The 15,259-nt window shown below is 50.3% G+C and carries 13 protein-coding genes and 1 pseudogene; 8 read left to right on the top strand and 6 right to left on the bottom strand.

The genetic code is table 11. The features are described 5' to 3' along the window. Positions 1-16: 16 nt before the first annotated feature. The 4 genes from RIF25_RS12705 to RIF25_RS12720 form a co-directional block, all read right to left on the bottom strand. Positions 17-1,186, bottom strand: a complete 1,170-nt coding sequence (locus tag RIF25_RS12705) for a GNAT family N-acetyltransferase (protein ID WP_322878911.1) — start codon at positions 1,184-1,186, stop codon at positions 17-19. 63 nt (positions 1,187-1,249) lie between these two features. Then, a complete protein-coding gene (locus tag RIF25_RS12710; RefSeq protein ID WP_322878912.1) occupies positions 1,250-2,074 on the bottom strand; it encodes a sulfurtransferase in 825 nt (274 codons plus the stop codon). A gap of 140 nt (positions 2,075-2,214) precedes the next feature. Continuing rightward, complete coding sequence (locus RIF25_RS12715) at positions 2,215-3,414, bottom strand: O-antigen ligase family protein (RefSeq protein WP_322878913.1); 1,200 nt, start codon at positions 3,412-3,414, stop codon at positions 2,215-2,217. A gap of 311 nt (positions 3,415-3,725) precedes the next feature. Continuing rightward, complete coding sequence (locus RIF25_RS12720; protein ID WP_322878914.1) at positions 3,726-4,478, bottom strand: response regulator transcription factor; 753 nt, start codon at positions 4,476-4,478, stop codon at positions 3,726-3,728. 285 nt (positions 4,479-4,763) lie between these two features. On the opposite strand from RIF25_RS12720, the gene RIF25_RS12725 reads away from it, so the two are divergent. Further along, the gene (locus RIF25_RS12725; protein WP_322878915.1) at positions 4,764-6,179 is read left to right on the top strand and encodes a DUF4335 domain-containing protein; all 1,416 of its coding nucleotides are present in this window, start codon (positions 4,764-4,766) and stop codon (positions 6,177-6,179) included. Here RIF25_RS12725 and RIF25_RS12730 read toward each other — a convergent pair. Then, complete coding sequence (locus tag RIF25_RS12730) at positions 6,176-6,919, bottom strand: DUF928 domain-containing protein (RefSeq protein WP_322878916.1); 744 nt, start codon at positions 6,917-6,919, stop codon at positions 6,176-6,178. The genes RIF25_RS12725 and RIF25_RS12730 overlap by 4 nt on opposite strands. Positions 6,920-7,170: 251 nt before the next feature. Between RIF25_RS12730 and RIF25_RS12735 the strand changes: the two genes are divergently transcribed. Together RIF25_RS12735 and RIF25_RS12740 are read left to right on the top strand one after the other, a co-directional pair. Then, positions 7,171-8,571: a folate/biopterin family MFS transporter gene (locus RIF25_RS12735; protein ID WP_322878917.1), complete on the top strand. Its 1,401-nt coding sequence runs from the start codon at positions 7,171-7,173 to the stop codon at positions 8,569-8,571. Between the two features lie 3 nt (positions 8,572-8,574). Next, positions 8,575-9,681, top strand: a complete 1,107-nt coding sequence (locus RIF25_RS12740; RefSeq protein ID WP_322878918.1) for an NAD(P)/FAD-dependent oxidoreductase — start codon at positions 8,575-8,577, stop codon at positions 9,679-9,681. 17 nt (positions 9,682-9,698) lie between these two features. Here the strand turns inward: RIF25_RS12740 and RIF25_RS12745 are convergent, their stop codons facing one another. Further along, a complete protein-coding gene (locus tag RIF25_RS12745) occupies positions 9,699-9,929 on the bottom strand; it encodes a hypothetical protein (protein WP_322878919.1) in 231 nt (76 codons plus the stop codon). Positions 9,930-10,106: 177 nt separating this feature from the next. On the opposite strand from RIF25_RS12745, the pseudogene RIF25_RS12750 reads away from it, so the two are divergent. The 5 genes and pseudogenes from RIF25_RS12750 to RIF25_RS12770 form a co-directional block, all read left to right on the top strand. Further along, positions 10,107-10,985 (top strand): annotated as a pseudogene (locus RIF25_RS12750) (Rpn family recombination-promoting nuclease/putative transposase); the annotation flags it as partial. A 25-nt stretch (positions 10,986-11,010) separates the two neighbouring features. After that, complete coding sequence (gene ligA / locus RIF25_RS12755) at positions 11,011-13,092, top strand: NAD-dependent DNA ligase LigA (RefSeq protein ID WP_322878920.1); 2,082 nt, start codon at positions 11,011-11,013, stop codon at positions 13,090-13,092. Between the two features lie 195 nt (positions 13,093-13,287). After that, positions 13,288-14,013, top strand: a complete 726-nt coding sequence (locus tag RIF25_RS12760; protein WP_322878921.1) for a V4R domain-containing protein — start codon at positions 13,288-13,290, stop codon at positions 14,011-14,013. Positions 14,014-14,121: 108 nt separating this feature from the next. After that, positions 14,122-14,595 (top strand): globin family protein, encoded by a 474-nt coding sequence (locus RIF25_RS12765; RefSeq protein WP_322878922.1) that lies wholly within the window; start codon positions 14,122-14,124, stop codon positions 14,593-14,595. A 143-nt stretch (positions 14,596-14,738) separates the two neighbouring features. Continuing rightward, the gene (locus tag RIF25_RS12770; protein ID WP_322878923.1) at positions 14,739-15,209 is read left to right on the top strand and encodes a globin family protein; all 471 of its coding nucleotides are present in this window, start codon (positions 14,739-14,741) and stop codon (positions 15,207-15,209) included. Positions 15,210-15,259 lie beyond the last annotated feature (50 nt).

Here is a 15,259-nt window from a genome sequence, read left to right on the forward strand (position 1 = left end):
TGAATCGGGATGCGACTTAGGCCTTAAAGGGCAAATCTTGGTTGACTTCATCAATGATGGCCTGTTCTTGCTGATTAATTTCCGCAATATAGTGATCGAGAATTTGGCTTAATCTGGGGGCGTAAAACCGATGCAGACTGTAATTGGGTGTTGCCGGAAATCCACGCCGTTTTTTATGACGACCACCCGCTCCAGGGTCAAACATTTGAATCCTTTCGGAAATGGCCCAGTCTATCGGTTGGTAGTAGCAAGCTTCAAAGTGAAGGCAATCTATTTCTTCAAGGCTGCCCCAATAGCGACCATACAAATTCTCCGCTTTCCGAATGCAAAAGGACATCCCGATGGGCTGGGTGCGATCTCCCTCTCGATAGGCCGTAACCAGAACAACCCGCTGTTGAAAGTCTCGGTGCAGTTGCTCAAAAAAGGCTTTCGTTAAATATTTACTCCCCCACCAACCAAATTTATCGCAGGTATCTCCGTAGAAATGGTACATCCGACTTAACAGTGTCCGACTCACGTCTTCGCCTCTATGCACCACCATCTCCAGGCCGGCTTGACTCACTGCTTTCCGCTCTCGTTTAATATTCCGGCGTTGGTTGGCATTAAAAGCCCCTAAATAGTCATCAAAGGTGGTGTAGTTGCGATTCTGCCAAACATAACTGTGATGTAACCAGGCCCGGTAGCCACAGGCTTCAACCAAGGGTTGCCAATCTGGATCCACAAACAAAAAGTTACAGCCTGAAAAGTGATTGGCCTGGGCAAAGCGATCAATTTCAGCCAACATCGCAGCGGTTAAACTGGCTTCATCTTCCCCAGGGGCGATTAAAAACCGATAGCCTTGGGCCGGGGTAAAGGGGGTCATGCCGAGGAGTTTGGGATAGTAACGAATCCCCAATCGTTGGGATAAATCAGCCCATTGGTGATCAAAAACAAATTCCCCTTGACTGTGGCCTTTAATGTAGAGGGGGGCAGCAGCAATGAGCGTTCCCTGTCGCCAAACCGTGAGATGTCGGGGTAGCCAGCCGGCCTGGGGAATGGCACTGCCAGAGTTTTCCAGATTTCGTAACCAATGCCATTCTAAAAACGGGGTTGCTAGGGGTAAAGCTAAGGCATCCCAGGCCCCTTGGGGAATTTGCTCAATCCGATCCACCCATTGCAAAACTAGACTTCCTGTCCCTTCACCCATAACCGGATTGTTCGCGATGACTGCCCATCTAGTGTGACATATTTTTTCTGGGAAGTTTCTTGCCTAGATTTGATAGGAACACCAATCACTCCAACTGCCCGCATACAGTTTTGCCCCCGGACGGCCCGCTAACTCTAGCCCTAAAAGATTGACACAGGCCGTCACCCCAGAACCACAATAGACCACCAGGCCGGCGGCATCGTCTAACTGCTGCCAATGGGCTTGGAGTTCCGGTACAGATTTCACAAAACCTTGGAGATCAGTAATCTCTGTCCAAGGATAGTTCACCGCCCCCGGAATATGCCCAGCAATGGGATCAATGGGTTCAATCTCTCCTTGGTAACGGGCCGGTTCGCGGGAGTCAATTAAGACGCGGTTCAGATCTGGCTGATAGTCTTTGACAAATTGATAATCTACCACCCAATCTAAGCGGGGCCTGGGCTGGAAATTTCCGGTTTGCGGACTAGGAATCTCTTTAGAAATGGGCAACTGGGCCTGGCAGTAGGCTTGATACCCCCCATCTAACACCGCCACCTGATCATGGCCTAACCAGCGCAGTAACCACCACAAACGGGCCGCAAAGCAGGCGCGAGAATCATCATAGGCCACGACCCAGGTATCGGCATCAATTCCACATTTAGCTAAGGTTTGTCCAAGCGTGATTGGATCAGGCAGGGGATGGCGGCCCCCATGGGTTTCCACCGGCCCAGATAAGTCCCGATTGAGATGTAAATAGAAAGCTCCTGGAATATGCCCCTGTTGATATTGCTGTTCTCCCAGGCCTGGATCACTCAAAGAAAAGCGACAATCAATCACCACCAGGCCAGGCTGTCCGAGCAGCGCCCCCAACCATTGCCTTGAGACAACTGCTGTCGTTGTTAACGTCATACCGTATTGCCTAATTTAGATTGCATATCAGATTGATATTAGATTGCAGAGGAGTGAGTTCAAAAGCCTCTTGGCCTTAATTTATGTCTGAGGTGTTCATGGGCTAAAATAGGCGCCCTAATGAAATAACTTTGGATGGATCATCTTTGCCCAATCACTGTTAGAGCCGCCAAGAGTAACCACCCCAACGCATTATTAGCCGCTTGAAAATAGGTCACATCCAGGAGTCCATAGGCCACCGTTCCCAAAAAACCCAAGCCATAGCCTAATTGCCAGCCGCTTCGAGAATTATGGGGATTAAAAAATTGCAGCCAAACTCCATTCCCCCAGGCCTGCCAGAGAACGATCCCACTCAATAAAATCATGGCAGGTAAGCCCGCTTCCACACCTAGGGTCAGCCAATAGTTATGTAGGTGGGCCAGGGCTGGGTAATTGGGGATCGTCGCCATCGTGGGATAAAGCTCCTTAAAATTGCCTAACCCCCAGCCAAACCAAGGTTTTTCGACCATGAGCCGCCAACCCAAGGGCCACAAGCTAAAGCGCGGATCAGCCGTAAATTCTGGGCGACCACTCACCCCTGCCACACTGAATAAGCCAGCCAGTAGCAGCCCCCCACTAGCCATTAAAATTGGCCATAATAGCCGTCTTTGCCAGGCCAGCCCAACCAAAGCCAATTGCAGAACGATGGCCCCCCATCCCGTGCGCGAGGCCGTTGCCAAAATTGTTAACCCATTCACGGCTGTAGTGCCATAGATTAGACTGGCAGGCAGGACAAGCGTACCCCAAGGCGTTGGATAGGAGATGGGATTCTGGCCCGCTTGCCAACATAACCCCAAGGCTAAACCAAAGATCATCACTAAGTAGCTGGCGAAGAAATTTGGATCACCAAACCAAATCACAACTCGGTCGGGAACAATGTTCAGCGCACCCCCCACCAACGGCCATGCTCCATAATTGGGCCAACCATATTCACGATAGAGAGCTTTAATCAGCCATTCTCCCAAGGCCAACAAATTTAAGGGCAGGGCTGCCAAAACAAAATCACAGGCCAAGGTGGGTAATAGAGACGTTTTCTGATTGAAGACAACATCTAGACCTAAGAAGAAAATAAAAAAAGGAATAAAGTGAACCAGTTGTAAGAGTGCCTCGCCTCGATTAACTGCGCCCAAGGAACTGATGATCAATAAAAGCGTTAATCCCAAAAACAAGCGCGCCTTGAGCGTTTGCCCAATCCCAGGCCAGCCCCACTGCCAACCTTGGCCTGCACTAATCAGCAATCCTAGTAAACTCACGACAGTTAAATAGGGCAATAAGAGGCAGCTAAGGCGCAGAATTGGCAAGTTTTATCTCCTCTAGGTCAAATAGTTTGGCTGATGTCGTAGTTAGAAATGGGCAACAGAGAAACCTCTAACCTTTGATCATAGGGCCTGTGTTTCCCTCAAAAGGATTCAAGGTTATACATAACCCAGAGAGATCTGAAATCATTGCAATCCTTTTGCCCAGAAAATTCAGGTGAAACAAGGCTCAAATCAAACAATAATCGTTGCCAGGTTTATAGGGGCCTGACGGCAACAAAGCAGACCAGTCGAGCGATGTGAATTCAATGATCGCCACAGATTCAGAACAGTGAGCAGCCGATTGAACAAATATCTTAGACAGGGACGTTGGCTTTAATACTGATCCCAGGCATTTCATCCCCTGTGTTAGGCAGTTCCAAGCAGTAACCAGCCCCATAGACGGTTTTGATGTATTTGGGATGGCGGGGATCGGGTTCCAGTTTTGTGCGGAGATGGCGAATGTGGACGCGAATCGTTTCAATGTCATCATCGGGATCGTAACCCCAAACTTCCGTCAGAATATCACTGGGGGAAACGGTTTGCCCATGTCGCTGCAATAAACAATGAAGCAGTTCAAATTCTAAGCGGGTGAGTTTAATGTTTTTGGTCAGCCAAATGACTTCAAATCGTTCTGGAATTAGGGTTAAGGGCCCATAGCTGAGAATTTCTTTGTGTTTGGCCGCATGGGGAATCCGATCCGTGCGCCGCAGCAAAGCCCGCACCCGCGCTAACATTTCTTCGATTTCAAAGGGCTTGGTTAAATAGTCATCAGCCCCAGAATTAAAGCCTTCCACCTTATCTTGGGTTTGACTGAGGGCCGTTAACATCAAGACAGGAATGATGGCGGTGCGTTCATCCCGGCGCAGGCGTTGACAGACCGTAAACCCATCCACCCGCGGTAACATCAAATCCAGCATGATTAAATCGGGGAGCAGTTGCAGGGCCAGGGCTTGACCTTGAATCCCATCGGCGGCCTGGGTGACATCATAGCCAGCAAGCTCTAGGTTGAGACAGACAAGCTCGGCAATAGCTGGATCGTCATCAATGACCAAAATCCGGGGCTTCATAAAATGTTACTGAACCTTAACAACTACCATATAAATCTTGATGAACTGTACGGATTATAAACATAAAAATTTATTTACATCAATGTATTTTCCAGATTGCCCTGCACCACGAGGCCTGCTCCAAGGATTTTGGTTGTGACAATGATTAATTGACTGCCCTTCCCTATGCTCTTTGGGCAAATACCGTTTACAGTTTCGGATCTAGGACGATCGGGATAAGTTGGGTTAGCACTGGTCAGATAAGGCTAGACCGATATAGTGGGATAGTGCCTAGGTTTAATGTCTATGCTCCAAGAAGCCTGTTATCGTCAACCCACCTGTCAACTTTGGCTCACGGGTGAAAGTCATCCTCTCTTGGCCTGGGCAACTCGCCAAGCTTGGGAAAATTTACAATTTACGCTCCGCTTGTCCCCACCCGAAGATCCCCATAATCTCGCGGAAAGCCCCGTTATTGAAATCCATGGCCAGCGATCAGAGTTAGAGGCCCTTTATCTTTGTGTTGATAATTACACCCAGGCCCTATTAGCAAAACGGCGACAGGCCTTCACGGAACAGGCCCAACCCATGCGACTCTTGGCCCCGGCCAGCCTGGATCAGGAGATCAGTACCCTGGTTTCGGACGTTTTTGCACCAGAAGGAGGCGATTTACCCGGCTCTCCAGCCATTTTCCTCACCCAGGTCTCTCCTTTGTCCCATCATCTGCATCTAGGGTTTTTAAGATTAACTTGTTCAGAAGCCCAAGAAAATTTTGATCCCTCGATTTTACCCTTGAGCCTCTCCCAGTTATTTGATCTAGGTAATCTTTTAGGGGAATGCTGCCCGCTGTTACAGCCTCAACCTGGCCTGGGGGCGCGGGTCTATGGAGCTTGGCAAAAAACACCCGTGTGGGTACAAAGTACGGCGGTGGCGGCGGTCGTTTTAGGGGTGACAACAGCCTTGATCCCTTGGCTCCAACCGGAAAACCAGTTTCTCTCTCAGGAAATGGCTCCTACGGAAATTCCGACCCAACTGAATTTACCCTTACCCACCCTCATTCCCAAGGCCCCGGCCGATTTAGGGGAAGCTCCAACCCCTGCCAATCCACCCCAGGCCTCTGTCAACTTGCGCCCGATACCCTTACCCCCCATTCCCCCCCCAGTGCGTACAGCTAGTCCAGTTGAGGAAGCACCCAGCCAGTTCTTACCCCGCCCCGCCCCACCCCAGGCCAATGCTCCCCAGGCCCGGATCACCATTCCTGCCCCAACTACCCCGGCCAAACCAGAGGAGAATAGTAGTCTTGAAACTGGCCTGGACAGTAACGTCATTACCTCTCCTAGTGCTGGAGCCGCTGCCCTCAGACCCTTGCCCCCCAATGCCCAAAGTCCCGTCCGCTCGCCGGCCGCCGTTGCCCGTTCCCTTAACTTAGACGTGGCCAGTGGTCAGTCTGTTGCTGCGGTGCGGAGTTACTTTAGTCAACGCTGGCAACCTCCCGCAGAACTGAGCCAAACCTTGGAATACACCCTGATTCTTAACCCCGATGGCAGTCTTCAGCGGGCCTTACCCCTCAACCGGGCCGCAGAAGTTTATATTGACCGCACCCCTATTCCCTTGGCCAATGAACCCTTTGTTGCGGCAACCAATGCTCCGGCCCCAGTCCAATTACGGTTGGTGTTAGAGCCAATGGCCCGCGGCGGCGGTGTGCAAGTCTTTAATGCCAACTAGGGATTATTAGTTTTAGTTGTGGCGGTTGTCGCACTGGTCAGGAGATAGCGACCTAAAGTGGGTAACTGTACCGTCTCAGCCGTCAGGAGCTTGGCCCACTCTTGGCGCACTTGGGCACTAGTGGGTTGCTTGGCTAAAACCGTCAGGGCATCGTACCAGAGGCCAGCCTTAGCAAAGATCTGAAACCGATTCAGACCTTGGGCATTGGCCAGTGCCGTCTGCACATTGGGAGCTAAATCCACCCGCCGCACCCAACCTTCCACATAAACAATTTGGGAGGGATCGGGATTAGCTGGATCACAAATGAGACTTAACACCCAGCGATAGTCTTGGTTGGGAGCTAGAGTCTGATTAGCCCAGGTAAACCGATCCAAAGTAGGGCGACCTTCCAAAAGAAAGGTAGTGCGATCTACAAGGGTTTGTTCCGTTTCTGTGGCTTTGTAGAGCATCATTTCCCCAACTTGGTAGTTGTTCTTGGGTAAATACCAAAAGACAGTTGGATTAGCCGCGGTGGTCAGACCAATGTTGGCACGGGGGATGAGGGCCGTCAGACCTGGCTCTTTTTCGGCTAGATCAAATTTACATGTCCCTCGAGTCGCCGCCCCTTCCCGATTACCCGGCCGGCCGAGGTTACTGGGAGGAACAAAATCAGCCCAAGCCAGGCCAGCGTTGAGCATTAAACCCAGTCCCAAAACACCAACGATAATCCGGGTAACGTGAGCGAGAGATTGCAGTTGCATGGGGAGTATCCTCCAGGTGATTGAATCCCATATCTTCAGCTTAAGGAGGTCAAGCTCGGAAAACTGTGATAGCTTCCCCCCGTCTTTGTTGATATCCATCACTGCCCTGGAGTTCCCCACCACCGGCTGCGGGATGATCATTGAAACTTGTAAGCCCCTTTCAACGGTGGCCTGGCTGATATGCTCTATCTAAACTCATAGTTCCAAATTCGATCAGTATCATGGACATTAGCACTACTTAATATTTAGTAATGATTGTTGACCCCCCTGCCGAAACCCTGGTCATTCCAGTACCGCCCACCAGAACGGGATTCAAGGGCTGGCTGACGCGTACCGTGTTTTTGGGACAAGAACCCACCCCGGAACTCTTGGCAATCCTGCTGGTGTATTTTGTCCAGGGGATTTTAGGGCTGGCGCGCCTAGCTGTGAGCTTCTTTTTTAAGGATGAGTTGGGACTGACTCCGGCAGAGGTGGCCGCCTTGATGGGGGTTGTGGCTTTACCTTGGGTTTTGAAGCCCTTGTTTGGGTTGCTTTCCGATAGTTTGCCTCTGTTTGGGTATCGGCGGCGTTCCTACTTGATTTTGTCTGGTTTTTTGGGCTGCGGGGCCTGGGTTTATCTGGCTTTGGGAGTAACAGCCCCTTGGCAAGCCACCTTGGCCATTGCCCTTAGTTCTTTGGCCATTGCTGTGAGTGATGTGATTGTGGACTCCCTAGTGGTGGAACGGGCCAGGGGAGAGTCTGTTGGCACAGCGGGAACCTTGCAGTCTCTTTGTTGGGGCGCAACGGCCGTGGGCGGCATTATCACAGCTTATTTGAGTGGACAGCTTTTGGCCCACTTCAGTACGGATACGATTTTTTTAATCACGGCTACCTTTCCACTGCTTGTTTCTGGGGTCGCTGGCTTCATCCATGAAACCCCTCTCACAGAGCGGCCGAAATTCTCCGCCACTTGGACGCATATTCTCAATGTTGCCCAGGCCCTGAAGCAGAAACAAATTTGGCTCCCTGTGGCCTTCTTGTTTCTCTGGCAAGCCACCCCCAGTTCCGACTCGGCGTTTTTCTTCTTCACAACCAATGAGCTAGGCTTCGATCCGGAATTTTTGGGGCGGGTTCGCTTAGTCACCAGTTTGGCTGCCCTGTTGGGGGTGTGGATTTTTCAGCGGTTTTTACGGGGATTACCCGTCCGGACAATTTTTCTCTGGAGTACAATTCTCTCGGCGGCGTTGGGGATGACAACGCTGTTGTTGGTTACCCATGTTAATCGGGGCCTGGGTATTGATGATCACTGGTTTAGTTTGGGGGATAGCTTAATCCTGACGGTGATGGGACAAATTGCCTTTATGCCGGTGTTGGTATTGGCCGCCCGCCTCTGTCCGCCGGGAATTGAAGCGACACTGTTTGCCCTTTTAATGGCCATCTCTAATTTGGCCAATTTGGTCTCCCATGAAACCGGCGCGCTCTTGACCCATTGGCTAGGAATTTCTGACCAGGAGTTTGGGCAACTGTGGATTTTGGTGGTGGTGGCAAATCTGAGTACGCTGCTGCCGTTGCCCCTGCTAAATTGGCTCCCAGACCAGGCCCCAACTTTTCCGACCCTAGTTTCCGCTGCTGTTGCTGAAGGATCTGAATTGGAATCCATTACGAGCGGTTAAACAATGACTAACCTGACTCCAATTCCGATCCAGGGTGATCCCAGTGGTGATGTTTTTGATGTCATTATCGTTGGGGCTGGTTTGGCGGGACTCGTCTGTGGGCAAGAGTTACAGGCATCTGGACAACGGGTTTTAATTTTAGAAAAGTCTGCTGGCCTGGGGGGGCGAATTGCAACTCGGCGGATTGGCGCAGATTGTTGGCTCGATCATGGTGTCCCGGCCTGGATGGCCCCCCAAGGCTTTGACGATTTTCCCGATTGGCCCCAGTGGCAAGCCTTAACAACTGAGCTATTAACCAAGCAAATGATCCAGGCCTGGCCCGAGTTTATCCCTACTCAACCCTTAGAACCAAGTTATTTTCAAGCCTATGCCGCGCCCCAAGGGATGACCGCCATTGCCAAACATTTAGCCCCAGGCCTGGCCATTGCACGGCAACAACGGGCAACCAATATTCATGTCAATCCAGATACTCAACTTTGGCAAGTAACTACTCTCAACTCCAAGGAACTCACCCAGGCCTGGTGGTCTAAGACCTTAGTTCTAGCGATTCCGGCTCCCCAGGCCCACGCACTTTGCCACCCCTTGAGTGATCAGGGCCTGGCCCGAGAGTTTCTCTGCCATTTAGGTCAAGTTAGCTATGATCCCTGCCTGACGGTGATGGTTGGGTTTGATCCAGAGTTGGGATCGGCACTCCCCCCCTTACCTCGGCTGGCTCTGGAGGATCCTCTAATTCGTTGGTGGGCCTGGGATAGTCAAAAGCGACCGCAGCCGGCCCCCCCTGTGATTGTTCTCCACAGCACCCCGGAATATGCCCAGGCCAATCTTGAGACTGTTTCCCTAGATGAAGTTGGTTATACACTCTGGGAGTCAGTCCGAAAACCCTACAATTTACCTGATGCGTTGGCCATCCCCAACTGGTTGCAAGTCCACCGCTGGCGATATGCTCAAGTGACTCAAGGCTACCCCCGGCCCTATCTCGCCGCCCCGATGTCACCGACTTTGATCTGTTGTGGTGATTGGTGTGGGCAAACTAACAAAGCCTGGGGACTAGGGCGGGCCTGGCAATCTGGAATTGAAACTGCCAAGCGTCTGAAATCACCCCTGCCTTAACGCTGGTTCCTTGAGAATTAGTCGCTGGCTCCCTCTAGGGTTTCTGGTGTGGCATTTTCAGATTCTTTGGCCTCATTACGGTTGTCGTTAAAGAAGCGGCGGCCAAAGCGACCTGGAGACCGTTTACGAAACTTACGGGCATAGGCCTGGTTACGGAGGGCTTTTTCTTTTTTAGGATTGCGGCGTTTAGCCATGCTGACCTCTAGGTAATTGGGCAGTGAGATGGTGGAGTAAGGAAATAAAGTCAAATAACGTATGAAGCTGAATGGGGGAACCCAGGGCCTCATAATTTGCGCAAATAACCATCATACCCGATTTAATTTGATTCTCGGATAGTTTTCTGCTAGGAAATTCAGGCCTAGGGACTCCCCCAAGCCCAAAGCAGACCATGTAACATCCCAGATATGCCCTAGGATAACCTCTGTAAGTCTCTGATTGAACAAAATCCCAGGCCCTTTGTCCGGTGGCTATTGGGAGAGGCTGAAACTGAAATCTCAATCCTCAAAACCGAACTCTCACTAGAGCCAATTCGGGCTGATTTTGTTAGTTTTCTGAGGGTGGGCGGCCAAATTTTGCACCTGGAATTTCAAACGGCCCCCGATGCCGAGATGCCCCTGCGAATGTTGGATTATTTTGTCCGCCTCTATCGCCAGTATCGCTGCACCGTGGTTCAGATTGTTCTGTTTCTCAAGCCCAGCGGTTCGGAATTGGTTTATGTGGATGCCTTTGACTTGAATCAGACCCACCATGGTTATCGAGTGATCCGGCTTTGGGAAGAAGAAGTTGAGCCACTCTTAGCAGAACCCCGATTATGGCCCCTCGCGATCCTAGCTAACTCCCCCGCACCAGAAGCAATTCTCCAACAGGTGGCCCAAAGCTTAGAGGCGTTAGATAATCGAGTTGAGCGGGTGAATTTGGCGACCTATACTTACTTGCTGGGTGGGCTAAGGTTTAGCAAAGCAGTCTTACAGCAACTACTTCGGGAGGAAATCATGCGGGAGTCCGTAACCTATCAAGATTTAGTCCAAACCAGCGAGCAACGGGGCCTGGAACGGGGATTAGAGCGGGGATTGAGTCAAGGCCTGGAACGAGGTTTGCTTGAAGGCTTGGAACGAGGACGACAACAAGGGGAAGCAGAATTGATCTTACGAATCTTAGAAGGAAAATTTGGTCGCCTCTCCGAAGATTTATCCCAGCGAATTCGGGCCTTGTCTATTTCGCAACTAGAGCATCTGGCTGAAAGTGTCTTGATATTTCAATCCCCCACTGATCTAAAATTCTGGTTCGAGCAGCAATCCCGATAAATTTTCTGATCTCAAGTTTTTATGTATGCGTGATCACAGCAGCCAAAGCCAGATTTTTGCGGTTGAAGCCCAAATTCATCAACTGCGGCAACTGATCCACCAGGCCAGCTATGCCTACTATGCCCTGGATAATCCGATTATGGAGGATGCCGTCTATGACCAGCTTTATCACGAACTCCAGGCCCTAGAACGCCAATATCCCCAATACATTACCCCCGATAGTCCGACACAACGGGTTGGCGAAAAACCTGCCAGTCAATTTAATTCGGTGCAGCATCGGATTCCGTTATACAGCCTGGAAAATGCTTTTGATCTGGGGGAGATGCAGGCCTGGCAAGATCGCTGGCAACGCTATTGGCAAACAAATCAGGATCAAACTTTGCCCCAACCGGAATATGTCTGTGAACTAAAAATTGATGGCTCGGCGTTGGCCTTGACCTATGGAAATGGAATTTTAATCCGGGGGGCAACGCGAGGAGATGGCAGTTCTGGGGAAGATATTACCCCCAATGTTCGGACGATTCGCGCCATTCCCCTCAAACTCAACTGGGACAATCCCCCCGCACTGATCGAAATTCGAGGAGAGGCATTTTTAGGGTTAGATGTCTTTCACCGCATTAACCAAGAGCGAGAAGCCAAAGGAGAAGCCCTGTTTGCCAATCCCCGTAACGCCGCGGCTGGAACCCTACGTCAACTGGATGCCCGGATTGTCTCCCAACGGCAACTGGATTTTTTTGCTTACACGTTACACCTGCCCGACACGGATGATTTAAGTCCAGCCAATTTCCCAGGCCCCGCGCCCACAACCCAATGGCATAGTCTGGAACTGTTGCAATCCATCGGCTTTAAGGTCAATCCGAATCGGCAACTCTGTCACGATTTAACCGCAGTCCAGGCCTATTATGCTCACTGGGCCACGGGACGATTAACGCTGCCCTATTTAACTGATGGGGTAGTGATTAAGCTGAATGATTTAGGGGTACAGCAGGGCCTGGGGTTTACGCAAAAATTTCCCCGTTGGGCGATTGCTTGGAAGTACGAACCGGAACAGGCGATCACTGAGGTGTTGGATATTACGGTGCAAGTGGGCCGGACAGGAGCCTTAACCCCTGTGGCAGAACTTAAACCAGTCCAATTAGCGGGAACGACAGTTTCTCGGGCCACCCTTCACAACCGCGAGCGCGTCACTGAGTTAGACCTTCAGATTGGGGATCGGGTTGTCGTGCACAAAGCCGGGGAAATTATTCCAGAAGTGTTACGAGTATTTCCAGAATTACGCCAGGGCAATACCCAACCGTTTATTTTTCCGAGCCACTGCCCCGAATGTCACCAACCTGTGATTCAACCCGAAAATGAGGCTGTAACCCGCTGTGTGAATCCCAGTTGTCCGGCAATTGTGAAAGGTTCCTTGCTCCATTGGGTCAGTCGTCAGGCCTTGGATGTGGATGGCCTGGGGGAGAAAATTATTACCCAATTAGTCGAAAAAGGCTGGGTTAAGGATGTGGCGGATCTCTATGCCCTCCAGGCCCCGCAACTGGCTAACCTAGACCGAATGGGGGCAAAATCGGCTACGAATATCATCACTGGCCTGGAAAAATCCAAAACCAAACCTTGGGACAAAGTTCTCTATGGCCTGGGGATTCGTCATGTCGGGGCGGTCAATGCTCAACTGATTGCGGCGGAATTTCCCAGTGCGGCCCAACTCTCCCAGGCCAGCCTTGAGAGCTTAAATGGGATTCACGGAATTGGCCCAGAAATTGCCCAGGCCGTGGTGGATTGGTGGCAAGATCCCGCTAACCAGACCTTAATCAGCCGCTTATCCCAGGCCGGCCTGCAACTGACCACTCCAGAGCCTCAAAAATCAGAAAATTCTCAACCCCAAACCTTGAGCGGTAAAACCTTCGTGATTACTGGCACTCTCCCCAGCCTCAGTCGCGAGGAAGCCAAAATGCTGATTCTCCAGGCCGGGGGTAAAGTAACGGACAGTGTGAGTCAGAAAACTAGCTATGTCCTTGTCGGTGCCAATGCCGGGAATAAACTGACCAAAGCGCAAACCCTGAGGATTCCCTGCCTCTCAGAAGCCGAACTTGTAGAAATGTTGCAGTAAGCAAATATCCGTAAAATCACGGTACATCTCCTTCAGATTCCGCCATAGGCTGAGGGATAGGGCGATTGTTGGGGCGATGGAAACTGCTGACTTTCATGATTGTGATTGGCCATGATTGTTAATCAGTTTTCTGTTAAGGATTAGCCTACCAATTGGCCAATAAATCATAAACACAGGGGGACGTGTTGCGGACTTATGGTTACATCTCAAAATATGGCTGCTCATCTTACTAGTCGTAGTACGCTCCAGCCTCTTGCAACCCAAACTCTTCGCTCAAGACACCCTGAACGTCGGAATCACTTTAGTTTAGACGAACATTTGCACTTCAATCGGGCACAGGGAACCATCCACGACTGGCATCAAGCTCGGAACATTCTTGTCACTGAAGATTTTATTGTGGGCATGATTACTGGCCTGGAGCAGGAAGTTGGCCCCGCCTCAACCTTGGTGATGTACAAAATTGGGGAAGAGTGGGGCTTAAAAGATGCCGACTTTTTTCAACGAAACTTCCGACAAGAATATAACCGCGAATTGCGCCAAACCAATTTGAGCTTTTTGTTCGAGGCCTGGTGGTGGCCCTTTGTCACCCAAGGGTGGGGCAATTGGGATATTGATTTATCGGAGCAGAAAAATGGCTTCATGTTTATCAATATCTTTGATTCTGTTGTTGCTCGAACCTTAGGGGATGTGGGAAAACCGGTTTGCTATCTTTATGCCGGAATGTTTGCTGGATTTTTCACAGGCCTGATTAAAAAATCCCTCGGTTGTATCGAAATTCAATGCTATGCGATGGGGGAAACCTACTGTAAATTTCTTGTGGGTAAGCAGGAACGGATTGATGCCGCTTCATTCTGGCAAAACGAAGGTGCCTCCGCAAGCGATATTGAAAAACGGATGAAAAATGGGCAACTTTCCCCCTAGCCGCAAAAGTTTTTCTGGGTGATGGAGTGTATTTTTGAACATGAGATTTGAGATTGATTTTTAACTTTATTAGCCTTAATCCTGCTGTTATTAATCTGGAGAATGACTATGTTAACTCAATTAGATCGCTTGACCACAGAAGCCGATGGCCGGTTTGCAACTGCCGCAGAGTTAAAATTTCTGCGAGACTATTTAGATACTGTGAATGGGCGGGTCGAAACCTACCAGAAAATTGGCGCAGCAGCAGACAGTATAGTCTCAGAAATCCAACAGCGGCAGTTGTCAGCTAAATCCAGTTGCTACACGTTTAGCGGCAAGGATCAAGCCAGTATTTGTCGCCGGGACTTAACCAATGCAATTCGTCTTAGTGCCACCGCGATGTTGTTTGCAGATTTGGATTTACTCCGGGACGGCTTTGTACTTTGGTATCGCACCATTGTCAAGTCCTTTAACTATAGCCACATGGCTGAAAACACCTATGGCAAACAACTGCCAGACATGATGAAGAAACTGTTATCCCCCCTGGAATACACCTATATGCAACCCATCTTGTCCTTGAATCATTCGATTTTGTCCCAGTAAACTTTGGTGGGGAGAGGGTTTAATGGCGGTTAATTAACTCATGCCTGGCATTGATCTTAAACAGCGTTTTAGTTGCCGTCTCCCCAGCAGTTTCCTGAATGCGCCCTGGCCAAAACAAACCATTATTCCCTAGGAAAATATTCATGTTTAAGCAGTTAACCCGTTTAGCCAATGAAGCCGATGGTCGGTTTGCTAGCCCCTCCGAATTAAAATTTCTCAAAGACTACCTAGAAACCGTAGAGACGCGCATGAGTGCCTACAGCAAAGTTCGGGATGCTGAGACGACCATTACGGAAGAATTAGGTGCTACCCTCCAGGCCCAAAGTCCTTACATTTTCCAGAAAGGCAAGCAAGACCATAGTGCCGTCTGTCAACGAGATCGCCAGCACGTTTTACGGATCTCGGCCACATCCATGTTGTTTGGTGACTTGGATTCTTTGCGGGAAGGTTTTCTTCTTTGGTACCGGACAATTATCAATGCCTTCCGGGATCAAAAAGCCTCCCAGGCCACCTACAAAGTCCTACCCAATATCGTTAATGCCCACCTGACTCCAGAAGAGGCCAAACTGATGCAACCAGCCTTAGAGCTAGATAAATCCATCTTGGGTGAATAACATCCAGTCACAACTCCCCAAGCCCCGCGAACAATGGCAAAATCAGTAGG

The organism is Pseudocalidococcus azoricus BACA0444 (assembly GCF_031729055.1).
Taxonomy (GTDB): Bacteria; Cyanobacteriota; Cyanobacteriia; order Thermosynechococcales; family Thermosynechococcaceae; genus Pseudocalidococcus; species Pseudocalidococcus azoricus.